At 38.6% G+C, this 24,133-nt stretch carries 21 protein-coding genes; 19 read left to right on the top strand and 2 right to left on the bottom strand.

The genetic code is table 11. From position 1 onward, the window contains the following. Window positions 1–14: 14 nt before the first annotated feature. The 12 genes from B9N66_RS04955 to lpxD all read left to right on the top strand — a co-directional run bounded on the left by B9N66_RS04955 (window position 15) and on the right by lpxD (window position 12,541). Window positions 15–1,355, top strand: coding sequence for a class II 3-deoxy-7-phosphoheptulonate synthase (locus tag B9N66_RS04955; protein WP_087580140.1), 1,341 nt, complete (start codon window positions 15–17; stop codon window positions 1,353–1,355). A 24-nt stretch (window positions 1,356–1,379) separates the two neighbouring features. Continuing rightward, window positions 1,380–2,336: an NAD(P)/FAD-dependent oxidoreductase gene (locus tag B9N66_RS04950; RefSeq protein WP_087580139.1), complete on the top strand. Its 957-nt coding sequence runs from the start codon at window positions 1,380–1,382 to the stop codon at window positions 2,334–2,336. Window positions 2,337–2,338: 2 nt separating this feature from the next. Continuing rightward, on the top strand, window positions 2,339–4,591 hold the full coding sequence (locus tag B9N66_RS04945) for a vesicular transport factor Uso1p (RefSeq protein WP_087580138.1): 2,253 nt from the start codon (window positions 2,339–2,341) through the stop codon (window positions 4,589–4,591). Further along, window positions 4,588–5,295: a tRNA1(Val) (adenine(37)-N6)-methyltransferase gene (locus tag B9N66_RS04940; protein WP_087580137.1), complete on the top strand. Its 708-nt coding sequence runs from the start codon at window positions 4,588–4,590 to the stop codon at window positions 5,293–5,295. Before B9N66_RS04945 ends, B9N66_RS04940 begins: the two co-directional genes overlap by 4 nt. Continuing rightward, window positions 5,292–5,657, top strand: a complete 366-nt coding sequence (locus tag B9N66_RS04935; protein WP_054196689.1) for a YkgJ family cysteine cluster protein — start codon at window positions 5,292–5,294, stop codon at window positions 5,655–5,657. Before B9N66_RS04940 ends, B9N66_RS04935 begins: the two co-directional genes overlap by 4 nt. Further along, window positions 5,636–6,901 carry a tetratricopeptide repeat protein gene (locus B9N66_RS04930; protein ID WP_087580136.1) on the top strand — a complete coding sequence of 422 codons (1,266 nt, stop codon included), beginning with the start codon at window positions 5,636–5,638 and terminating at the stop codon, window positions 6,899–6,901. Before B9N66_RS04935 ends, B9N66_RS04930 begins: the two co-directional genes overlap by 22 nt. Then, window positions 6,898–7,683, top strand: a complete 786-nt coding sequence (trpC, locus tag B9N66_RS04925) for an indole-3-glycerol phosphate synthase TrpC (RefSeq protein WP_087580135.1) — start codon at window positions 6,898–6,900, stop codon at window positions 7,681–7,683. Before B9N66_RS04930 ends, trpC begins: the two co-directional genes overlap by 4 nt. Continuing rightward, window positions 7,683–8,165 (top strand): HIT family protein, encoded by a 483-nt coding sequence (locus B9N66_RS04920; protein ID WP_087580134.1) that lies wholly within the window; start codon window positions 7,683–7,685, stop codon window positions 8,163–8,165. The genes trpC and B9N66_RS04920 overlap by 1 nt, the downstream gene beginning before the upstream one ends. Further along, a complete protein-coding gene (gene mnmH / locus B9N66_RS04915) occupies window positions 8,152–9,159 on the top strand; it encodes a tRNA 2-selenouridine(34) synthase MnmH (RefSeq protein ID WP_087580133.1) in 1,008 nt (335 codons plus the stop codon). Before B9N66_RS04920 ends, mnmH begins: the two co-directional genes overlap by 14 nt. Window positions 9,160–9,429: 270 nt before the next feature. Next, a complete protein-coding gene (locus B9N66_RS04910) occupies window positions 9,430–11,124 on the top strand; it encodes an acetolactate synthase large subunit (RefSeq protein WP_257639780.1) in 1,695 nt (564 codons plus the stop codon). A gap of 2 nt (window positions 11,125–11,126) precedes the next feature. Beyond that, the gene (ilvN, locus tag B9N66_RS04905; protein ID WP_223154400.1) at window positions 11,127–11,588 is read left to right on the top strand and encodes an acetolactate synthase small subunit; all 462 of its coding nucleotides are present in this window, start codon (window positions 11,127–11,129) and stop codon (window positions 11,586–11,588) included. Then, on the top strand, window positions 11,588–12,541 hold the full coding sequence (lpxD, locus tag B9N66_RS04900) for a UDP-3-O-(3-hydroxymyristoyl)glucosamine N-acyltransferase (protein WP_087580131.1): 954 nt from the start codon (window positions 11,588–11,590) through the stop codon (window positions 12,539–12,541). Before ilvN ends, lpxD begins: the two co-directional genes overlap by 1 nt. 124 nt (window positions 12,542–12,665) lie before the next feature. Here lpxD and B9N66_RS04895 read toward each other — a convergent pair whose 3' ends face one another. After that, window positions 12,666–13,862: an acetate kinase gene (locus tag B9N66_RS04895; protein WP_087580130.1), complete on the bottom strand. Its 1,197-nt coding sequence runs from the start codon at window positions 13,860–13,862 to the stop codon at window positions 12,666–12,668. A 1-nt stretch (window position 13,863) separates the two neighbouring features. After that, window positions 13,864–15,231, bottom strand: coding sequence for a phosphate acetyltransferase (gene pta / locus B9N66_RS04890; RefSeq protein ID WP_087580129.1), 1,368 nt, complete (start codon window positions 15,229–15,231; stop codon window positions 13,864–13,866). A 66-nt stretch (window positions 15,232–15,297) separates the two neighbouring features. On the opposite strand from pta, the gene flgH reads away from it, so the two are divergent. The 7 genes from flgH (at window position 15,298) to hypF (ending at window position 24,130) form a co-directional block, all read left to right on the top strand. Beyond that, window positions 15,298–16,005 carry a flagellar basal body L-ring protein FlgH gene (gene flgH / locus B9N66_RS04885; RefSeq protein ID WP_087580128.1) on the top strand — a complete coding sequence of 236 codons (708 nt, stop codon included), beginning with the start codon at window positions 15,298–15,300 and terminating at the stop codon, window positions 16,003–16,005. A gap of 341 nt (window positions 16,006–16,346) precedes the next feature. Continuing rightward, the gene (locus B9N66_RS04880) at window positions 16,347–17,492 is read left to right on the top strand and encodes a hydrogenase small subunit (RefSeq protein WP_087580127.1); all 1,146 of its coding nucleotides are present in this window, start codon (window positions 16,347–16,349) and stop codon (window positions 17,490–17,492) included. Window positions 17,493–17,501: 9 nt separating this feature from the next. Continuing rightward, window positions 17,502–19,220 carry a nickel-dependent hydrogenase large subunit gene (locus B9N66_RS04875; RefSeq protein WP_087580126.1) on the top strand — a complete coding sequence of 573 codons (1,719 nt, stop codon included), beginning with the start codon at window positions 17,502–17,504 and terminating at the stop codon, window positions 19,218–19,220. Window positions 19,221–19,229: 9 nt separating this feature from the next. Then, window positions 19,230–19,910, top strand: coding sequence for a Ni/Fe-hydrogenase, b-type cytochrome subunit (gene cybH, locus B9N66_RS04870; protein ID WP_021091370.1), 681 nt, complete (start codon window positions 19,230–19,232; stop codon window positions 19,908–19,910). After that, on the top strand, window positions 19,910–20,452 hold the full coding sequence (locus tag B9N66_RS04865; RefSeq protein ID WP_087580125.1) for a HyaD/HybD family hydrogenase maturation endopeptidase: 543 nt from the start codon (window positions 19,910–19,912) through the stop codon (window positions 20,450–20,452). Before cybH ends, B9N66_RS04865 begins: the two co-directional genes overlap by 1 nt. Further along, window positions 20,449–21,921, top strand: a complete 1,473-nt coding sequence (locus B9N66_RS04860) for a hypothetical protein (protein ID WP_087580124.1) — start codon at window positions 20,449–20,451, stop codon at window positions 21,919–21,921. Before B9N66_RS04865 ends, B9N66_RS04860 begins: the two co-directional genes overlap by 4 nt. Next, window positions 21,905–24,130, top strand: a complete 2,226-nt coding sequence (gene hypF / locus B9N66_RS04855) for a carbamoyltransferase HypF (protein WP_087580123.1) — start codon at window positions 21,905–21,907, stop codon at window positions 24,128–24,130. The genes B9N66_RS04860 and hypF overlap by 17 nt, the downstream gene beginning before the upstream one ends. Window positions 24,131–24,133 lie beyond the last annotated feature (3 nt).

Genomic DNA, 24,133 nt, shown 5'->3' with positions numbered 1-24,133 from the left:
AGATAGGAAAATAAATGACTTGGAACCGCGATAGCTGGAGAGAATTTAATATCTTGCAACAACCAAAATACCCAGATTTAAAAGAGCTTAAAGAGGTCGAAGAAAAATTAAAAGGACTTCCTCCTTTGGTCTTTGCTGGTGAGGCTAGAAGTTTAAAAGAAGAACTTGCAAAAGTTTGCAATGGCGAGGCATTTTTGCTTCAAGGTGGTGACTGCGCTGAGAGCTTTACAAATTTTAATGCAAACAACATCAGAGATATGTTCAAAGTCCTACTTCAAATGGCGATAGTTTTAACCTTTGCTGGTGGCTATCCAGTGGTCAAAGTGGGCCGCGTGGCAGGGCAGTTTGCAAAGCCAAGAAGTAGCGATTATGAAGAGATAAATGGCGCTAAACTTCCAAGCTATAGAGGCGACATCATAAATGGCTTTGAATTTGACGAAAAAGCTAGAGTGCCTGATCCTAAACGCATGATAGAAGCCTACTATCAGAGCGCATCGACGATGAACTTGCTTAGAGCATTTTCAAGAGGTGGTTTGGCCGACCTTCATCAAGTACATAAGTGGAATTTAGGCTTTGTTAAAAAGCCAGAGATAGGCGAGAAATACGCAAAACTAGCTGATGAACTAACAAAGACACTTTCATTTATGGCAGCTTGTGGCATCACTTCAGCAAATACGCCAGTCATAAATCAAACCGCGGTTTATACATCTCACGAGGCACTTTTACTACCTTATGAGGAGGCATTGACTAGGGTTGATAGTCTTAGTGGTGAGTGGTACGACTGCTCGGCTCATATGCTTTGGATAGGTGAAAGAACACGTGGTATAAACGACGCTCACGTACATTTTTTAAGTGGTGTGAAAAATCCTATCGGCGTAAAGATCGGACCAAGTGCAAAGGCTGAAGATGTCGTCGCACTTGCAAATAAGCTAAATCCAGAGAATGAAGCTGGCAGACTAAATGTGATAATCAGAATGGGCGCTGATAAGATAGGCGAAAATTTACCAAAAATTTTAAGAGAGCTAAAGCGAGAAGGGCTAAATATTGTTTATAGTATCGATCCGATGCATGGCAATACTGTAAAAACCTCAAATAACTATAAAACCAGAGAATTTGACAAGATAATAAGCGAAGTTAGAAGCTTTTTTGAAATTCACAAAGCTGAGGGCACAAGGGCTGGCGGTGTGCATCTTGAGATGACAGGGCAAGACGTGACTGAGTGCACGGGTGGGGCATTAAATATCACTGAAAGCTCGCTTGAGCAAAGATATGAAACACAATGTGATCCAAGGCTAAATGCCGATCAGGCACTTGAGCTTGCATTTTTGATGGCTGATCTGGTTAAAAAAGCTTAAAATTTATAAAATTTGGAGAAAAAGATGGTAAATGTTTATGATCTAATTGTTGTTGGTGGCGGACCTTGTGGAATTGCTAGCGTAGTTGAGGCAAAAAGAAATGGCTTAAACAACGTTTTGCTTCTTGAAAAAGGTGATAATCACAGCCAAACGATAAGAAAATTTTATAAAGATAATAAACGCGTAGATAAAGAGTATAAAGGGCAAGATAGCACGATACATGGTGTAGTTTCATTTGAGGATGGCACGAAAGAGAGCACGCTTGATTATTTTGACAAGCTGCTTGATACTGAAAAGATTGAAGCTTTTTTTAATTCTGAAGTAGAGAGCGTGAAAAAAGATGGAGAAATTTTTAAAGTAACTACCTCAAAAGCCGTATATGAAGCTAAAAATGTGATGATATCAATTGGCAAAATGGGACGACCAAATAAGCCTGATTATAAAATCCCGCCTTCACTAAACTCAGTTGTAAATTTTAACCTTGATAGCTGTACAAACGGCGAAAAGGTGCTTGTTGTAGGTGGCGGAAATTCAGCAGTTGAGTATGCGATCGAGCTTTGCCAATACAATAAAACCACGATTGCTTATAGAAAAGATAATTTTAGCCGCGTAAATGAGACAAATTTAACTGCACTTTGGGAGCTAGAAAAGCACGGCAAGATAAAAGTTAGGCTAAATCACGACATAAAAGAGATAGATAACGAATCAGGCAAAGTTAGAGTGCATTACGAAAATGGCAAAATTCGCGTTTATGACAGAGTTGTCTATGCAATAGGTGGCTCAAGTCCGGTTGATTTTTTACAAAAATGTCAGATAAAAATCGATGAAAAGGGCACTCCAATAGTTGATAGTAACTACCAAAGTAGCGTGCCAGGACTTTATGTGGGCGGTGATATAGTATTAAAAAATGGCGGCTCAATAGTTGTTGCTCTAAATCATGCTCATCACGTCATAAAAGACATTTTAAAGGGCAAGGCATAAGCTTGATAAATAAAATTTTACTAGCTATTTTTTGTTTGATTGCTGGCTTTTGCCTATCGTTTTTTAAATCTCCAAAAGAAGATGAAGCGCCAAAAGATACTAATCAAACGATTTATTCTATAAATTTTGATAATTTGCCAGAAGAAGAGAGACAAAAGTACATCAGCAAAGACGATCTTTACGAATATGGCGGATATATAACTCCAAAAAGCTATATCCAAAATTTTACTGAAACGAACGATCAAAATTTATCAAATGATGTAAACGAACTTCAAGAACAAGTTCGTGAGCTAAGCAAAAAAAATAAAATTTTAGCTACTGATAATGTTGATATCAGCGAGAAAAATTTAGACTTTATAGGCAAAATTTCAGAGATGAAAAAAAATATCGAAAATGAAAAAAATGAGATAGTTGAAAAAAACCAAAAGACGCTTGGCGAGCTTGAAGCACAACACTTTGAAAATATACAAACTCTCACAAAACGGCTAAATGAAGCTCAAGCTGATATGATAGAGAGCTCAAAAGCCTATGAAAAAAAGATAATAGACCTTGAAAATGCGATAAATGAGGCAAAAAATGGCGATGAAAGTAAGATAAAAGATATCGAAGCAAATTTTGCTAAATTTAAAGAGGCAGCTGAGGCAAATTACACAGCTTTAAAAGAGCAAAATATAGAGCTAAATACGACACTGGCTCAAAAAGACGCGCTAATAAAAGAGTATGAAAATACTCAAAATGAAAAAGATAAAAACGAAAAAAAAGAAATTTTGCTTTTAAAAGAGGAGATTGAGCGAGCAAAGAGTGACGCTAAGACACAAAAATTTAGCTATGAAAAAGAGATAAACGCTCTAACTGATGGCTTTGAAACGCAAAAGAGTGTTATGGAGGATGAGCTTTCAAAAAAGGCAAATAAGATAATTGATCTTGAGGAAGCACTTGAGTCAAGCAAGACCGCCTTAAAAGATAGAATTTATGAGCTTGATGAGATAAAGAAAAATTTAAACTCAAAAGATTTAGCAGTTGAAAACTATAATGGTAAAAATTTAGAGCTAAACGCCTCTCTTGCGGCACTTCATAAAAGTTTTAATGATCTAAAAGAAAAAAATCTTAAAAGTGAGCAGGAAAATAAACTCGCAAATGAAAATATAAATTCACTTAAAAAAGAGCTTGAACGGGTAAATTTGATAAATAAAAAGCTAGAGAAACAAAATTTAGATGCAAATGCAAGTTTAAGTGAGCTAAATAAAAAGCTAAATTTGAGTGAAGAGAGCCTTAAAAATGCACGAGATGAGCTAAAGACGCTTGATACAAAGACGAATAAATTTTTAAAAACTTTGTTTGAGCAAAATCAAACTATCTCTTTGCAGACCCAAAAGCTTGGTTTAAATGACAGCGAGTTAAAAAATTTAAGTGCAAAGATAAATTTAAAAGATGAAAAGATAAAAGAGCTGGAAAATAATCTCACGCAAACAAGTCAGATGCTAGCAGCAAAGCAAAGTGAGCTAGAAGCTCAAAAAAGAACACTAAAGATCGATATGCAAAACTATGAAATTTTGCGTCAGCAAATAAATATTTTGCAAAAAAAGATAGCTGATACGTCGGCTCTTTTTGCTGATAGCAATAAAAGTGGCGGTAAAAATTTACTAAGCTTACAAAACGAGCTTGAAAGCGCAAAACATAAGTTAAACGAGAGTAATAAGACGATTGAGAGGTTAAATTCTAAAATAAATGAACTTAGCTCATCTAGCGTAAAAGGAAGTCCAGTAAATGCCAAGATCATCGAACTTCAAAAAGATATCGAGCAAAATTTAAATAGGCAAGATGAGCTTGAAAATGAAAATGTGAATTTAAAAAATATCTTGCAAGCTACGACAAAACCTGAAACTCCAACAAAGCTAGTTTTGATCTCTAGCCTTGAGTGTGATGACATGGACGCAAAAGATAAGGCTAGCGTGATGTGTAAGAATAGAGTCAGCGAATTTTTACAAAGATTTAACTCAAATTACCTGTATGAGATAATTCCAATCGTAGATAATAAAAATTTTGTGATTCCGTCAAATGTGGCTCAAAGCATCAAAAAAGATGATCTTGGCAGGCTAAATAATTATGTAAATTATGGCGTTGGTAAAGAGCGCGCAAAGGCAGCAGCTGAGCTTATAAAAGAAGAATTTGGCGATTTTGCAAGGATCAGCTTTAGCTCTGAAGTGATCGTAAAAGATGTCACGCGTGGCTTTATCATCAAGGTTTATAGATGATCTTGGCTCAGCTAAAAAGTGGCTATCGCTACAACAGCGATACGCTGGTACTTTATGATTTTATAAGATCAAGTTTGAAAAATTTTTCAGGCAGAATTTTAGACGTTGGCGCAGGGTGCGGGATACTTGGGCTTTTGCTTAAACGCGACTTTAAAAATTCCAGCCTAAGTTTGCTTGATATCTTACAAATAAATGGTAAAATTTCTAAATTTAATGCCAGTAAGAACGGCTTGGAGGCAGAAATTATAAATGCTAATTTTGCAGATTTTAAAGATAGTGAGAAATTTGACCTCATCGTATCAAATCCTCCATTTTATCACGAGGGTACGAAACAAAGCGAAGATGAGCATATAAAAGCTAGTAGATATACAAGCTCTTTGGGTCTAAAAGACTTTATAAAAGGTATAAGTATAAATTTAAAGCCTCACAAAAGGGCGTTTTTTTGCTATGCACCTGATGATCTTAGTCAGATCATAGCATCTCTAAAAGAGTTTAAGCTAAATTTAGTAAGCCTAAAATTTATTCATACAAAGGCTGATAAACCAGCAAATTTAGCCTTATTTGAGGTAAGAAATAATTCAAACTCAAAGTTAAAAATTTTGCCACCTTTAGTGATGAGCGAAAATGGCTCGCATACAAAAGAGGCGATTGAAATTTTTAAAAAAGCTAATACAAACAGTGTTGATTATCAGGAACTAGCGTGAAAGTACAAGGTTTTAGTTATGAGTTTGATGCTAGCTTTTGCGAGAGCTGTGGTGGCAAGTGTTGTACCGGAGAGAGTGGGTATATCTGGATAAATGAAGAAGAAATTTCAAAATTTTGTACTGCATTTCATATGAGTAAAGATGAGTTTGAAAAGCAGTTTTTAATAAGAGTTGGGCTAAGGTGTAGCATAAAAGAGAAGCCTTATGAAGATGGCTTTGCTTGTATATTTTTTGATGAAAAAAATAAAAACTGCTCAGTCTATGAGCTAAGGCCACAGCAGTGTAGGACTTTTCCGTTTTGGAATTATTTTAAAAAAAATTTAAAGGAGCTAAAAGCAGAATGCATTGGCGTAAAATTTTAGTATTTTTTATGAGCGTATTTTTTAACTCGCAGCTACTTTTGGCTGACGATAATAAAAGTATAAATTTACGTCTAATGCAGGCTTTATTGTTTCAAGATAGCGGAGATGTGAATGCTAGCATTCAATCTTACTCAAACATTTTTAAAGATACGAATCAAAAAGCTTATTTAAAAGAGGCGATCAAACTCGCCTTTGCTACAAAAAATGAAAATTTAGACGCTTTGATAAGTGAAGGCGAAAAAAGCTTAAAAGACGACAGCGATTTTATCCGTATAAAGGTGGCAAATTTAGTAAATCTTTCAAAGCTAAATGAGGCTAAAAGTTTAATGCAAGAGCTTGCTACAAAAGAACCAAATGCTCAAAATTTACTCATGCTTGGCACTATTTGTATGATGCAAAATGAAACAACGACTGCACTAAAATACTTTGAAGAGGCATACTCGCTAAAGCAAGAAGAAGAAAACTTGCTCCGTATCGTTGATATTTTGATAAATCGCATGGATAAGATAAAAGACGCTACAAAATATCTTGAGAAATTTAAAGATGAACAAGGTTGCACGCTAAAGACTTGCGAGCTTTTGGCTGAAATTTACTCCCAGCAAAGAAATTTCCCAAAAGTGATCGAACTCTTTGAAGAGCTTTATGAACTAAATCACGATACTTCTTATCTTGATAAGATCGTGCAGTTTTTTATCTATGATAAAAATTACAAAGCAGCAATTGAAATTTTAAAAAAATATAGCTACAACGATATAGCGCTTATGGATCTTTATGCGGCGACTAGTAATTTTGGTGACGCATACATACTTGCTGTTAAAATTTATAATGATAGCAGGGATTTAAATTTTTTAGCAAAAGCCGCGATTTACGAATACGAGATGAATAAAGACAACTTAGATGAACAAAAAATGGCTGAAATTTTAGATAAATTTGAAGCTAGTGTGCCAAAACTAGAGAATGATATGTTTTTTAACTATTATGGCTACTTGCTGATAGACCATGACATCGATCCTAGAAAAGGTATAGAGCTTGTGCAAAGGGCACTTGCTATCTCGCCTGAGTCGCCTTATTATGAGGATTCGCTAGCGTGGGGATATTTTAAGCTTGGTGAGTGCAAAAAGGCAAAAAGCATTATGCAGCATGCGATGAAAGATGTTGATTTTAGGACTTCAAAAGAGGCAAAAGAGCATTTGCACCTAATAGAGCGCTGTATAATAAATCTAAACAAAAGGCTTAAAAAATGATACTTGATGAGATAATAAAAAAGACTAAAGATGATCTTGAAAAAAGAAAAGCAGACTTCCCTGAGGAGTGGCTTGGTCGCTCACTAGCATATAACCCATATGTGCCAAGAGATGTTTTAAGTGCGCTTAGAGCAAGCCAAAACGAGCCGATAAAAATCATAGCCGAGATCAAAAAAGCTAGCCCAAGCAAGGGCGTGATAAGAGAGGACTTTGAGCCGATAAAAATAGCCCAGGAGTATGAAGAATACGCAAATGCTTTTAGTATTTTAACTGAGCCGCATTGGTTTAAAGGCAATATTGAATACGTCACCCAAGTTCGCCGCTACGCCTCAAAGCCAATCCTTAGAAAAGATTTTATTATTGATAAATATCAAATTTTAGAAGCTCTTGTTTATGGAGCGGACTTTATCCTGCTCATTGCAAAAGCATTAACTCAAAACGAGCTAAAAGAACTACTTGAGTACGCGCACCACTTGGGTCTTGAGGTATTAGTCGAGACACATGATGTGAGCGATGTGAAAAAAGCGATATTTGCAGGAGCAAATATAATAGGCATAAATCATAGAAATTTAGATGATTTTACGATGGATATGAGTCTTTGTGAGAAGCTCATACCACTTTTGCCAAATGGCAAGATAATAGTCGCTGAAAGCGGTCTTTACGAGCATGAACAGCTTAGACAGCTAAGCAAAATAGGCGTAGATGCTTTCTTGATAGGAGAGCATTTTATGAGACAAGATGATATAAAAAATGCCGTCAAAAAGATAAAGGAGGGTGAGTAATGCAGCACCTTTGTGCCCCTTGGAGAAGCGAATACTTTAGCGCTAAAAAAGATAGCTGTGTTTTTTGTGATGTTATAAACTCAGATGATGATGATAAAAATGGTGTGCTTTTTCGTGCTAAGCACTGCTTTGGGATCATGAATTTATATCCGTATTCTCCAGGGCATTTTATGATCATACCAAACCACCACACCGACAAGATCGAGGAGCTTGACGAGCAGACTTGGTTTGAGATGAGTGAATTTGTAAGGCTTGGGGTTGAAATTTTAAAGCGTGAGCTTCACGCTCAGGGCGTAAATATCGGTATGAATTTAGGTAAGGCAGCAGGCGCTGGCATAGCTGAGCACGTGCACTATCACCTTGTGCCAAGGTGGAGTGGGGATACAAATTTCATCACGACGATCGCTGATGTGAGAGTAAATGGCACGCCGTTTCATCCGCTTTATCAAAAGCTAAAAAAGGCTTTTAGTGCCATTGTCTGAGCTTGATGTAGAGCAGTGGCTAGAGAAAAGAAGCTCGTTTGAAATTTTAATAGACGCAAGATCGCCACATGAATTTTTATATTCACACATAAAAGATGCCATAAATTTATACGCTTTAAATGACATAGAACATAAAGAGGTAGGCACGCTCTATAAAAGTGACAGATCCCTAGCAAAGAGCCTTGGCGCAAAATATATCTGCAAAAATTTACAAAATATCATTGATGAGGTTTATAAAAGAGCCAAAGTTGGTTCAGCTATTGGCATCTACTGCGCTAAAGGCGGGCTTAGATCAAATTCTATTGGCTATGTGTTAAGCATGATAGGATATAGAGTTTTTAGACTTAGTGGTGGCTATAAAGCCTATAGAAATCACGTTTTAGAATTTCTAAATCGACCTTTAAGCATAAAATTTATCACTCTTTTTGGAAATACTGGCTGCTACAAAAGTAAGCTAATAAGGGTTCTAAACCCGTCAATAGACCTTGAAACTATGGCAAATCATTTAGGCTCTGTCTTTGGAGCGATAAATGGCGCGCAGCCAAGTCAAAAAAGCTTTGAAGATGCGTTATTTGAAAAGCTCATTGCGTTAAAAGATGAAATTTGCTTTATCGAGGGTGAGAGCAGAAGGATAGGCTCATTAAGCTTGCCAAAAAGTCTTTATGAGGCAATGCGTAGTGGCATAAATGTCGAAGTAAGTGCAAGTTTAGAAAAAAGAATTTCTTGTATAGTAGATGACTATAAAAGTGTGGATAAAGCCTTTTTTGACGAGTGCATGAAGAAAATTTCACCATTTATCGATAAAAAAGCTAGAGATGAAGCTGTGGCTAAATTTAATGAAAATGACATTGCTAAAGTAGCTGAAATTTTACTCACAAAATACTACGATAAAGTCTATAAGAAAAATGAAAATATTAATGTTTTTATAAATTCTGACGACTTTGGCAAGGCCGTTAAAAAGCTAAATGATATAAAAAATGAAGCAAAATTTTAGGCTTATTTTAATTAAAAAATTAAGCCTAAAATTTATACAAATGAGTTTTAGCTCTTAAAATTTTATAGTCTTTGCTCACTTAAATTTATTAATTTTACTAAAAATAATATGTTTAATTTTATGTAAAATATTTTGTATTATTCTTCTAAGCTAGTTAAAAATTTTTCAAGAAAATCAAAGCAATACCTAAATTTCGCTAGAAAGTTAAAATGGATTTAAAATGCTTTGGGATATAATCTGCGATAAATTTATCAAAAGGCTAAAGTGATGATAAAACAGATTTCTGGTTCACAGATGATAAGCGAGGCCTTGCACGAAGAGGGCGTTGAGATAGTTTTTGGCTATCCTGGCGGTGCAGCTTTAAATATCTACGACGAAACATACAAGCAGACTTATTTTAAACACGTTTTGGTTCGCCACGAGCAAGCAGCCGTACATGCAGCAGACGGATATGCAAGGGTTAGCGGTAAAGTGGGTGTTGCTTTTGTTACGAGTGGCCCTGGTTTTACAAATGCAGTCACAGGCCTTGCCACAGCTTACAGCGATAGCATACCGATCGTGCTTATAAGCGGTCAGGTGCCGACATTTATGATAGGTACAGATGCATTTCAAGAGATTGATGCGGTTGGAATTTCACGCCCATGTGTCAAGCACAATTTTTTAGTAAATAGCGTCGAGGAGCTACCTCGCATCATAAAAGAGGCTTTTTATATCGCAAGATCAGGCCGCCCAGGACCAGTTCATATCGACATTCCAAAAAATATCACATCAAAGCTTGGTGATTTTGTATATCCAAAAGAAATTTCTATCCCAAGTTACAAGCCGACCTATAAGGGCAACTCAAAACAGATAAAAAAGGCAGCAGTTGCGATAAATGAAGCCAAAAGACCGCTTTTATACATAGGTGGTGGTGCGATCGCATCAAATGCTAGCGAGATCATCCGTAAATTTATGCAAAAAACAGGCATTCCAGCAGTCGAGACACTGATGGCTCTTGGCGTACTTGACGCAAAAGATAAGCTAAATTTAGGCATGGCTGGTATGCATGGTAGCTATGCTTCAAATATGGCTTTAAGCGAGTGTGACCTTTTGATCTCGCTTGGAGCTAGATTTTGTGACAGGATCACCGGCAGGACGGACGAGTTTGCCAAACATGCAAAGATTATCCACATCGATATCGATCCAAGCTCCATCTCAAAGATCATAAATGCCCACTATCCAATCGTTGGCGATCTTGCAAACGTGCTAACTGAGCTTTATGAAGAAGTCAATGCAAAGCCTGAAAACTACGCCCCTTGGAGAGAAATTTTAGATAGATATTCTAAACTAAATCCACTTGGCTACACAGATAGCGACAAGGTCTTAAAACCGCAATGGGTTATCGAAGAGACCGCAAAGATAGCAGGAGCTGATGCGATAATCTCAACAGATGTCGGACAGCACCAAATGTGGGTGGCGCAGTTTTATCCGTTTAACCGAGCAAGACAGCTTGTCACAAGTGGTGGACTTGGCACAATGGGATTTGGCCTCCCTGCAGCGATCGGCGCAAAATGCGCAAAACCAGACAATCTTGTTATAAATTTTACAGGCGATGGCTCAATACTTATGAATATCCAAGAGTTAATGACGGCTCATGAGATAAATATGCCAGTTATAAATATCATTTTAAATAACAACTTCTTAGGTATGGTTCGTCAGTGGCAGACATTTTTTTATGAAAAACGCTACTCATCAACTGATCTTAGCTTGCAGCCTGATTTTGTAAAGATCGCTGAAGGATTTGGCGGAGTTGGCTTTGTTTGCAAGAGTAAGGATGAGTTTAGAAAGGCTTTAAAAGAAGCGATCGATAGCAAAAAATCAGCGATGATCGACGTTAGGATCGACCGCTTTGAGGATGTGCTTCCTATGGTTCCAGCTGGAGCCGCGATTTATAATATGATATTAAAGAGCAAGGAAGAAAAATGAGTATCAGAAGAACGATTTCGGTTATAGTTTTAAATGAACACGGCGTTTTGGCTAGAATTTCTGGGCTTTTTGCGGGCAGGGGTTACAACATCGACACGCTTACAGTTGCTCCAATACCTGAGAGCAACTTCTCAAGACTAAGCATCGTAACTAGTGGCGACGAGAGAGTCTTGGAGCAGATCGTAAAGCAGCTTCATAAACTCATACCAACATATAAAGTCATAGAAAGTGGTGAATTTGTCGAAAAAGAGATGGCTCTTGTGAAAATTCCGCTTGGTGAAAATTTTGCTGGCCTTGAAGCGATACTAAAGGCATACAACGGCATCGTAACAAACACAAACGAAAATTATATCGTTGTCATGGTGGCTGACGATGCGAGCAGGATAGAGAGTTTTTTAAAATCTATAAAGAAATTTAACCCAGTTGACGTCGTACGCGGCGGATCTGTGATAATGGATATATAATGAAACTAAGTGAAATAGCTTTAAAAGTAAACGCTACTTTTAGCGGAGAAGATATAGAAATTTTTGCCTTAAATTCTTTAAAAAATGCAAATAAAGCCGAGCTAACATACTGCGATGGCGAGAAAAATGCCAAATTTATAGGCAACTCAAATGCTGGAGCTATCTTGGTCACAAAAGCCCTTTTGGACCTGGTACCAGCTGGCATGATCGCACTTGTCTGCGACAATCCGCATCTTGCATTTGCCTTGCTTAGCAAGGACTATGCGAAGCCATTATTTTGTGAGCCAAAACCTTCAAATATTGCTTCTAGTGCTACTATCATGCCAAATGTATATATTGGCTCAAATGTGAGCGTGGGCGAAAACACGATAGTCATGGCTGGGGTATTTTTGGGCGATAATGTGACTATTGGCAAAAACTGCATCATCCATCCAAATGTTGTCATTTACAACGACTGTGTGGTGGGCAATGAGTGTCACTTGCTGGCAAATTGCGTTATAGGAAGCGACGGCTTTGGATATGCACACACAAAAACTGGCGAACATGTGAAAATTTATCACAACGGCAATGTTGTCCTAGGTGATTTTGTAGAGATCGGTGCTTGCACGACTGTAGATCGTGGTGTTTTTGAAAGCACAATGATCGCAAACTACACAAAGATAGACAACCTTGTTCAAATAGGCCACAACTGCGAGCTTGGAAACGGCTGCCTTATCGTCTCACAAACTGGCCTTGCTGGCTCAACAGTGCTAGGCAGAAACGTCGTCATGGGCGGGCAAAGTGGCTCGACTGGACATGTGAGTGTGGGTGACTTTGCGCAGATCGCAGCACGTGGTGGTGTTAGTAAAGATCTGCCTGGTGGCAAAAAATACGCTGGAGCTTATCCGATAATGGAGCTTTCAGATCAGTTTAAACTTCAAGCAAAAATTTTGAGATTTTTTAAGAAAAATTGATTGCAAGCTTTTGCGGCTTAAAATCGCAAAAGCTTTTTATCTAGTAGTATAAAAATAATGCTAATTCTATTTTAAAACGAATTAGGCTTAAAATTTATATATCAAGTCTGGCTTAAACATCTATTTATTTGGCTTTGCTCTCTTTTATTACTCTAGCCGTTTCTATCGCGATTTCTAGCTCTTCGTTTGTTGGGATGATGAGTGTTTTTATCTTAGCGTCATCCCCGTCTATGCATCTCTCGTCTCGCATGTCTTGGAAATTTAGATCGTGATTTATGTGAATGCCAAGATGCTTTAGTTCATCACAAATTTTTTGCCTTGTATTTGGTGCATTTTCGCCGATACCGCCAGTAAATATAAGTGCATCAACGCGTCCTAAAATGGCGTAATATGAGCCAATATATTTTTTCACTCGGTAGCAAAACATCTCAAATGCAAGTTTTGCTCGCTCGTCGTTTTGCATTTTAGCCACAACCTCTCTCATGTCGCTTGAGCCACAAATTCCAAAAAGTCCGCTTTTTTTGTTTAAAAAATTATCTATCTCGTTCCACTTTAAAACGCCGATATTTAGCAAGTAGATGACCACAGCTGGGTCCATATCGCCGCTTCTTGTGCCCATTATGAGCCCTTCAAGTGGGCTAAGCCCCATCGAGGTATCGATACTTTTGCCGTTTTGCACCGCACATGCTGAGGCGCCGTTGCCTAGATGAAGCGAGATAGCGTTAAATTTATCAAACTCTATGCCAAGCATTTTTGCCGCTTGCTTGCAGACATATCTGTGTGAAGTGCCGTGAAAGCCGTATTTTCTGATGTGATGAGTCTTGCAAACATCGTAGGGTAGGGCATAGCGGTAGGCATACTCTGGCATGCTTTGATGAAACACAGTGTCAAAAACGACCACGTGAGGCACATTTTTGCTCTCTTTCATTGCGTTTTTAATGCCAGCAAGGTGCCCTGGGTTATGAAGAGGGGCAAGTGGGCTTATCTCCTCTATCTTTTTAATAACGCTCTCATCAACGATCATTGAGCTAAAAAAGCTCTCTCCGCCGTGCACTATCCTGTGTCCGATGCCATCAAGCTCACTTAGATCGTGCAGAGTGTGTGAGGTGACAAAGAGCTCGTTCATCGCCTCAAGTCCGTCGTGGTGGTCTTTTATAAAGCGTTTTATCTCATAAATTTCGCCATTTGCTTTTAGTACCGCTCTTGAGCTATTGCTGCCGATTTGTTCGACCAGACCGCTTGCTAGGCTCGTTTTTGTCTGCATATCAAAAAGTTGAAATTTTATCGAACTACTACCTGAGTTTAAAACCAAAATTTTCATATTATTCTCCTGCTTGTATAGCACTGATTAAGATAGTATTTACCACGTCTTCAACGAGGCAGCCGCGACTTAGGTCGTTAACTGGCTTTTTTAATCCTTGAAGTATCGGGCCCACAGCTAGGGCGTTTGCGCTTCGCTGAACTGCCTTGTAGCAGATGTTTCCGCAGTTTAAATTTGGAAATATAAATACATTTGCCTGTCCTGCGACATCGGAATTTGGCATCTTTTTACTAGCAACGCTTAGATCAACTGCCGCGTCAAACTGAATTGGCGCTGCGATCTTTAAATTCGCATCAAGCTCGCTCGCCTTTTTGGCAGCCTCTTTTACAAACTCCACATCAGCCCCGCTACCACTATCAGCTGTTGAGTAGCTTAACATGGCGATCTTTGGGTTAAGCCCAAAGGCACTTGCCGTTTGAGCGCTACTTAGCGTGATGCTAGCTAGTTCATCGCTGCTTGGATTTGGTGTGACGGCGCAGTCTGCAAAGAGTAAAATTTCCTCTTCAAGCGCCATGAAAAATGCCCCGCTTACCACACTTACATTTGGCTTTGTTTTTATGATCTGAAGGGCTGGGCGGATAGTATCAGCCGTGCTCATCGTAGCGCCACTTACAAGTGCGTCTGCTATGCCTTCATGTATTAGCATCGTGGCAAAGTAAATTTTATCTTTTGCAAGCGCATTTGCTTTGGCTTCATCAACGCCTTTATGTTTTCTTAGCTCATAAATTTTCTTTGAAAATTCATCTGTTAGCTCGTTTTGCGCTGGATTTAGTACCTTTGCTTTGCTTAAATTTAGCCCAAAAGTGGCTGCCTTTTTAGAAATTTCGCTCTCAAGCCCTAGCAAGATCACCTTTGCCGCACCTTTTTCTAACACGATGTGGGCTGCTTTTAAAATTCTCTCATCATCACTCTCTGGCAAAACGACTGTTTTGTTTGCCGCTTTGGCTCTTTTTAGAAGCAGGCTTTGAAATTTAAATGGCGTGATGATCTCGGCGTTGTAGCTTAAAATTTCATCAAAATTATCGGTTATTAGAAGCTTTGAGTTTAAATTTAGCGCCCTTAGCTCGTTTGCATTTTCATCAAAGACTGGAGTGTTTAAATTTCTAGCTAGCTTTAAATTTAGCTCGCTCTTGCCAAAGACGCTAAAGCCCTCACAACCAACGACTATGACAAAGTCGCTCTTGGCCTTTAACTCTTCAAATTTATCTATAAATTTTAAAAAAAACTCCTTTTCATTTAAATTTATTAGATTTTTTTTGTCGTTTTCGTCTGGAGTTATCTTAAAGATCTCAACTTTTTTGAATTTTGTAGCTATAATTTCCTGCAAATATGCTAGATTTTTGTCTGAAAAAATGTAACAACTTTTCATTTGTGACCTTTTTGGGAACTTAAATTGCTTAATCTTAGCACAAAGATACTTATTTTAAGGCATTTTATGAACTATAAAAAGATTTGGCTCGTCACATTTGCGGGCATTTTTTACACAGGTTGCACCCCAAGTGCAGATCCTCACATCAATATGAAACCTCCAGTGTATGTCGAGCAACTCCCTTCAAAAGACAGTGGTAGCGGTCAAAGTAATGCTGGTAGCCTCTTTGGCAAGGGTGACAACCCTCTATTTTCAGATAGAAAGGCGATGAATGTAAATGACATCGTAACCATCGTCATCTCAGAAAATGCAAGTCAAATTTCAAGCGGTAGTAAAAGCACCAACAAAGATAGCACCATTTCGCTTGGTGGCGGCGTTTTCACAGCTGGAGCCGCGCCGCTCTCAACCGTGGCTGAAAATCTGAACAAATACGGCGACATCGGCTTTAAAGCAGGTGGTGGCAATAAATTTACAGGTAGTGGCACGAGCAACAGAAGCGAGAAATTTACCGCGACCATCTCAGCTAGGATCATCAAGATCCTAAATAACGGCAACTACTTCATTGAAGGTAGTCGCGAGCTACTTATAAATGGCGAAAAGCAGATCATGCAAGTAAGTGGCGTCATAAGACCTTACGACATCTCACAAAACAACGAAATCGACTCAAAATACATAGCTGACGCCAAAATTTTATATAAAACCGAGGGCGAGCTAGACAAATCTACCAAAAAGCCTTGGGGCACAAGACTTATGGAGGCTATCTGGCCATTTTAATACAAATTTAAAAGCCTAAATTTAACCCGTTTAGGCTTTTGTAATTTTTACCTTAAATTTTACTCTTCTTAAAAACACTAAATTATTTTTTAAAATTATTAAAAATTTAATTGATATTTACTTTCAGAAAAATAGAATTCTTGCCATATCATTTCTCAAAATAGGATAAATTCTCACTAAATATTATTTTTTAACATATTTTAAGATTATTGATTTCAAGGCATTTAAAATTTTATTTTAAAATTTATTTAAATATAACTACTAATATTATAAAATAATTTTACTCTTTTTAAAACAAAGATACTATACATATGAAACAAATTTCAAATGAAGGAGCTTATATGAATAATGACTTGCGTCAAAAGATAAATAGACGCTTAAGCGAACTTAGTGCATTGCCTAAGATGAAAAATGACACTAGTATTGCGCAGCTTTTAAAAGATAAGGGCTTTACTAGGCGTGATTTTATGAAGTGGGCTGGTGCGATGACAGCTTTTATGGCACTACCAAGTGCGATGACACCGATGGTTGCTCGTGCTGCTGAGCTAAGCGATAGGCTCCCTGTGATATGGCTTCACATGGCAGAATGCACTGGCTGTAGCGAGGGCTTGCTAAGAACTGACGCTCCAAGCATAGATAGCCTTATATTTGACTACATAAGCCTTGAATACCACGAAACTATCATGGCAGCTGCTGGCTGGCAGGCTGAAGAAAATTTAGAGCATGCGATAGAAAAATATAAAGGCAGATATATCCTGCTAGTTGAGGGTGGCGTGCCAACAGGAGCTACTGAGCACTTTTTAACAGTCGGACCTCACGGCACAAGTGGCAAAACTCACGCTGTAAATGCCTCTGCTAACGCGGCTGCTATCTTTGCTATTGGCACCTGTTCTAGCTTTGGCGGTATCCAAGCAGCTAAGCCAAATCCAACAAATTCAGTCGGTCTTTCAAAGGTGACTGACAAGCCAGTCATAAACGTGCCAGGCTGTCCTCCAAGCGAGAAAAACATCGTTGGCAACGTGCTTCACTACTTGCTATTTGGCACTTTGCCTGCACTTGATGTTTATAACAGACCAAAATGGGCTTATGGCTTAAGAATTCACGATCTTTGCGAGAGACGTGGCCACTTTGATGCAGGCGAGTTTGTCCAAAGCTTTGGCGACGAGGGCGCAAAAAATGGCTACTGCTTATATAAAGTAGGCTGTAAAGGTCCATATACATTTAATAACTGCTCACGCGAGAGATTTAACCAGCACACATCATGGCCAGTTCAGGCAGGTCACGGCTGTATAGGCTGCTCGGAGCCAGACTTCTGGGATACGATGGGGCCGTTTGAAGAGCCTATGGCTGATAGACTATTTGACACTGTTTTGGGGCTTGGCGCTGATAATGTAAGTGATAAAATAGGCATTGGAATTTTAGCTCTAGCAGGTATTGGCATGGCGGCTCACGCTGTTATAGCTTCTATGAGTAAAGATAAAGAATAAGGCGAAAAAATGAGTGAAAAAAGAATAGTAATAGACCCTATAACACGTATCGAAGGGCACTTAAGAATAGAAGTCGTAGTCGATGAAAACAACGTTGTCAAAGAGGCTTACTCTGGCTCAACTCTTTGGAGAGGCTTAGAGCAGATAGTAAAAAACAGAGACCCAAGAGATGCTGGCTTTTTCATGCAAAGAATTTGCGGTGTTTGCACATACTCGCACTACCGAGCAGGCATAGTCGCAGTTGAGAACGCCCTTGGCATCAAGCCTCCGCTAAATGCTGAGCTAACTAGAACGCTTATGAATGCAGCTTTATATCTTCACGATCACATCGTGCACTTTTATCAGCTTCACGGCATGGACTGGGCAGATGTCGTCTCTGCACTAAGCGCAGACGTGCATAAGGCTAGCGAAGAGGCGTTTAAATACACAAGCACGCCATTTGCCACAGGAGCTGATAAGCTAAAAGAGGTAAAAGAGAGGGTTGAAGCCTTTGTTAAAAAGGGCAACCTTGGACCATTTGCTAACGCATACTGGGGACATAGCACATATAAATTTACTCCTGAGCAAAATTTAATCGTCCTCTCTCACTACTTAGAGTGCCTTAGAATTCAAAGAACAGCAGCTCAGATGATGGCTATCTTTGGTGCGAAAAACCCACATCCACAAAGTCTAACAGTTGGTGGCGTGACTTGCGTGATGGACCTGCTTGATCCAGCCAGAATGGGCGAATACATGAGTAAATTTGCTGAGATAAAAGAATTTGTAGATAGAGCTTACTACCCAGATATCTTGATGGCAGCTAAGGCTTATGCAAACGAGCCAAGCGTTCTAAACGACGTTGGCGTATCAAATTTATTCTGCTACGATGAGTTTTTGATCGGCAAAAATGACCATCTATTTAAAGGTGGCATCATCTTAAATGGCGATCTTAGCAAGGTTTATGACATAGACGAAGACAAGATCACAGAAGAGGCGACAAGAGCTTGGTATAAAAATGACAAAGCGCTTCACCCATATGACGGCGAGACCGAGGCAAACTACACAGGCCTTGTTGATGGCGAGAGCATAGACGGCGAGGGCAAGCTAGCTCACAGCAAGCTTTTTGACACAAAGGGTAAATATAGCTGGATCAAAGCACCAAGATATGACGGCTTGCCTATGCAAGTAGGACCGATCGCAAGCATCGTCATAAACTACGCTAGAGGCAACGAGAGAGTTAAAAAGGTAGTTGATGAGTTTTTAGCAAAGAGTGGCTTGCCACTAAGCGCGGTCTTTTCAACTCTAGGCAGAACCGCTGCTCGTATGCTTGAAGCAAAAGTTGTCGCAGAGCACACGATGGACGCATTTAATGCCCTGATCGAAAATTTAAAGACAGATCAAGAGACTTGCGCAAAATATGTAATCGATAACAAAAAAGAATATAAAGGAAATTTTCAAGGCAACGCTCCAAGAGGTGCGCTTAGCCACTGGTGTCGCATAAAAGATGGCGTTATCACAAACTGGCAAGCAGTCGTACCAAGCACATGGAACGCCTCTCCAAAAGACGCACAAAATCAAATGGGAAGCTATGAGGCGTGCTTAGTTGGTTTAAAGATCACTGATCTTTCAAAGCCACTTGAGATAATACGAAAAATTCACTCTTACGATCCTTGCATCGCATGTGCTGTGCATGTTATGGATACAAAGGGAAATGATTTGAGTACTTATAAGATAAATCCAAATTTGTAAGGAGAGAATATGTCACATAAAAATGCTGACAGGATCAGCGAATACGAATTCTCCATCGGCGTTAGGCTGACACACTGGATTAGATTTGCAGCGATCACACTTTTAGTTGTGAGTGGCTACTATATCTCATACGTTTTTGTGAGTCCAGAGATTACGAGCGAGCCTACAAATTTTATGCAAGCAAAGTGGCGTATGGCTCATCAGATCGCTGGCTTTGTGCTAATAGCGGCGTTTATCTTTAAATTTTATCTATTTGTCTTTGATAAACATAGTAAAAAAGAGTGGATGAGTGTGGTTGATTTTCTAAATCCAAAAATTTGGATCGCACAGATCAAATACTATCTTTTTATGGGGCCACATCCGCATTTAAGGGGCGTTTATAATCCTTTGCAGTTTGCCTCATACTTTTTCTTTTATCTTATTTTGACTCTTATTTGCCTAAGTGGTCTTGTGCTTTATGTTCATGTTTATCATGAGGGACTTGGCGGAGCACTTTATGAGCCAGCTAGGTTTTTTGAAGAGCTTATGGGCGGACTAGCAAATGTCAGAACGATACATAGAATTTGTATGTGGGTCATTATGATATTTGTGCCGATTCATGTTTATATGGCGGTATTTAACGCTGTTAAAGGCAAAAATGGAGCGATGGACGCCATCGTTAGTGGTTATAAATTTGTAAAAGAACACTGATGAGAGTGCTGGTTCTTGGTATCGGCAACGTGATGTTTGCCGATGAGGGCATAGGTGCTCATTTTGTAAATTTGATGGCTAAAAACTATAAATTTACAAGCTCTAAAAACGAGCTTACTCTAATGGACGGTGGCACTTTAGCCCTCGCTCTAACTCACATCATAAGTGAATTTGACTATCTTATCGTCGTTGATTGCATTAGCGCAAATGGTGCAAGCGTGGGTGATGTTTATTTTTTTGACTTTCTAAATGTGCCAAATTTTATCAGCTGGGACGGCTCGGCTCACGAGATAGAGATGCTCCAGACCCTTCATCTAATGGAGCTTGCAGGCGATAGACCTACGACTAAAATTTTAGGCATCGTGCCTAGCCGCATAGAATCATCAAATTTTAGCCTCTCAGATGAGGTTATAAACGCTTCTAATATTTTAGAAAAAACGCTGCTTGATCACTTAAAAGAGCTTGATTTTAAGTGTGAAAAAGTAGCAAATTTCACCCTAAATGATATCGTTGATGAATACGCTAAAAAAGGTTTAAAATGATACTTGCTTTTAAATTTACTTGCCACAAAGATGCTTCGTTTCTGGTGCCATTTTTACGCTTGCTTGCTGGCGATCTAGCTCATAGTATAAAGTGCAGAGATGATGAAACTTGTCTAAAGGTAAGTGGCAATACCAGCGAGCTTGAGAGCGTGGCAAATAAAGCAAGCGCGCTCTTGCCATTTAGTCTTTTTATAAAGCACAGTGAGGTCTTGGCTGCAAGTGAGCTTGATGAAGATAGCAAGATAAATGAGATAAAATTTGGCGGCCTAACTCCGACTCAAGCGAGCACATTTTTGGCTAGCGAAAAGGCTATCTTAAATGAAAGTGGCGTGCTATGTGAGAGTAAATTTGAGGGTGAGATAACGCTTGAAAATTTTAATGAAAAGCTAAAAGCTTGCCTAAATTTGTTAAAAAACGGCAAGAGCGTTTGCGTAGAGCAAGATGAAAATTTATATGAAATTTCTCTTGGCGTAAATTTTGACGCAAATTTCTTGATGCCTGTAAATTTAAAGCAGCTACCAAAAATTTTTATCGCCGATGATAGAGTTTTGACATTTTTAGCTAGCTTTGAAAAGCCACTTTTAGCTCTAAAGACGACAGCCATTTATAGGCAAAATCACGAGGACGCACCGCTATTTTTTGACGTGATGGCGCCAAATGATCTTTTTCTTTACGCCGTTTGCGAACAGCTAAATAAAGAGGGCTTTAGCTTTTTAAGCGTTGCTGTAAAGGAGCAAAAAAATGCTCTTTCAAGGCTTATTTTACTTGAAAATAGCGCAGTTTTAAGCCCATTTTTCTATGCAAAAAACGGGGAAATTGAGCTTAGTAATTTTGGCGATATAGCTTTGGGGCTAAAATTTAGCAAATTTAGCGATGATGAAATTTGCCTGCTTTCAAAATCAAGCAAAACGCAGCTTCTATTTTTGCCAAAATTTAGTAGCTTTGAAGAAATTTATGAGCTCATAAGAGCCGAGGAAGGCGGCGAAAGACTACTTGAAAACTTCAGTAAAGAGCACACCTTGCCAAGCGGTAAATTTAGCTCAAACGCTAGCTTTTTCTCGCTATTTTGTATAGCTGGACGCTTGCTTGGCACAAGCAGTGAGTTTAAAAAAGCAGGGGAGAATTTGCTTCTTATGGCAGCTGATTTTAACGGTCAAAAGGGCGTTAGGATCGATTATAAGATGAAAGATGACTTTGGTTTAGACGGGGTTAAGTTTGTAAAAAGTATCATTTCGTTTGTCCTTGCTGGCGCTGGAGAGAAGAACATCAGCTTTGGTTGCACCGAGTCTTTGGCGCATTTTTTGAGCGATTTTAGCTATGAAAAACGAGATAAATTTAACATCAAAAATGTTACTTTAAGCGGGGATTTATTTTATAATAAGGTAGTTAGCAACTTGATAAAAAAGCACCTAAACCCAAACATAAAAACAAATTTTGACCCCGGATTTGGCATTGAGATCAAGCTTTAGATATGAGATCAAGGGCTTAGTTCAAGGCGTTGGTTTTAGACCTTTTGTCTATACTTTGGCGCATAAATTTGCCCTCGTTGGTGAAATTTACAATGATGATGAGGGCGTGAAGCTAAATTTTAGCGGCGATGAGGCTGGCTTTTTGGTTTTTGAAAAGGAGCTCTATGAGAAGCTACCAGCCCTTGCTAGGATCGATGAGCTAAAGAAGATTAAGATAGATAAAATTTATAAAAAGCTTGAGATCATCGCTTCAAAAAGAGCCACCAAACAAGCGCCTATTTTGCCTGATTACGCGCTTTGCGATGACTGCTTGCGCGAGTTTTATGACCCCACAAATCCACGCTACAAATATCCATTTATAAACTGCACCAACTGCGGACCAAGATTTTCCATCATCAAAGCATTGCCTTATGACCGGGTAAATACGACGATGAATGAGTTTAAAATGTGCAAATTTTGCGAGAGCGAGTATAAAGATCCGCTTAACCGCCGCTATCACGCAGAGCCGATCTCCTGCCCAAACTGTGGACCAAAGCTCTATCTAAAAGATAAATTTGGTAAAGCCTTGGCTAGTAAAAACGAAGCGGCCAAAGATGCGGCTAAGCTCATAAACGAGGGCAAAATCTTAGCCATTAAAGGGCTTGGTGGCTTTCATTTGATTTGTGATGCGACAAATGAAGCCGCAGTTAGCGAGCTAAGAGCTAGAAAGCACCGCCCAAGCAAGCCCTTTGCCCTAATGAGTAAAAATTTAGAAAATGCTAGAAAAATAGCAAAAATTTCAGAGTCAGAGGCCAGGCTTCTTACTTCAAATTTAAAGCCAATCGTCTTGCTTGAGGCAAAAAATGGCTCAAATATCGCAAAAAGCGTCGCTCCAAATTTAAATAAGCTTGGCGTCATGCTCGCATTTAGTGGCATACATCTTTTGTTGTTTGACTATTTAGAACACGACATCATCGCAACTAGCGCAAATATCTCAGGCGAAGTTGTGATAAAAGATGAGAGTGAGCTAAGAGTAAAGCTAGGCGATGTCATAGACTTTTACCTTGATCACGACCGCGAAATTTACTCACCAAGTGACGATAGTATCGCATTTTGCGTTGGTGATGAGACAATTTTCACAAGAACGAGTCGTGGCTTAAATCCAAATTTCATCCATACAAATTTCAAGCAAAAAGGGACATTTTTAGCCCTTGGAGCGGAGCTAAAAAGTTCTTTTTGTATATACAAAGACGGCCTTTTGATGATTAGCCCGTATATCGGCGACCTAAAAAACGTGGCGACTTTTGATAGATTTAAAGATATTTTTACCCTTTTTGAAAAGACCTACAACCTAAAAATAGACAAGGTCATAGCCGATCTGCATCCAAATTTTTTAAACACAAAATGGGCAAAGGATCAGGGCTTTGAGCTAGTTTATTTGCAGCACCACTACGCGCATCTGCTAAGCGTGATCTTTGAAAATGAACTAGTAGACAAAGAGTATCTTGGATTTTGTTTTGATGGCACTGGATATGGGGAGGATGGCAAAATTTGGGGTGGAGAAGTCTTTAAGCTAGATAAAAAGAATTACGAGAGAGTTTATCATTTTGATGAATTTAGCTTATTTGGTGGCGAAAATAGCATAAAAAATATCTATCTCATCGCTTATTCTATTATTTTGAAGTACTCACTTGAAGAAGAAGCGAGTAAATTTTTAGTAAATTTTGATGAAAAAATGCTTGCAAATTTTAAAAAAATGGAGCAAAAAGGATTAAACTTAGTAAAGACTAGCTCGGTTGGTAGGATATTTGACGCATTTGGTGCTATTATCTGTGGTCTTTTTCACTCAAGCTTTGAGGGCGAGAGCGGTATGAGGCTTGAAGCGCTTTATGATAAAAATTTAGATGTGTGTTACAAATTTAGCCTAGATAATGGAGTGATCGGCATTAAAGAAGCTTTTAAAAGTACTTTAAAAGATGAGCCAAGAGTGGCTGCAACGGCGTTTATAAATGGCTTGGCTGATATTATTTTTGAAATTTCAAAAAAAGAAAAAATGGAAATTTTGCTAAGCGGCGGAGTTTTTCAAAATAAGACTTTACTCGAACTTATTTACAAAAAATTTACTAAAGCAAATTTGAAATTTTATATCAATAAAAAATTCTGTAGCAACGATTCTAACGTAAATTTAGGGCAAATTTATTATTATTTATCCACATTTTCTAATAAGTGATGT

The organism is Campylobacter concisus, assembly GCF_002165775.1.
In the GTDB taxonomy this organism is placed as follows: domain Bacteria; phylum Campylobacterota; class Campylobacteria; order Campylobacterales; family Campylobacteraceae; genus Campylobacter_A; species Campylobacter_A concisus_E.
Note: the sequence above shows the minus strand (reverse complement) of the source record. Positions and strands in the feature narration are given on the sequence as shown.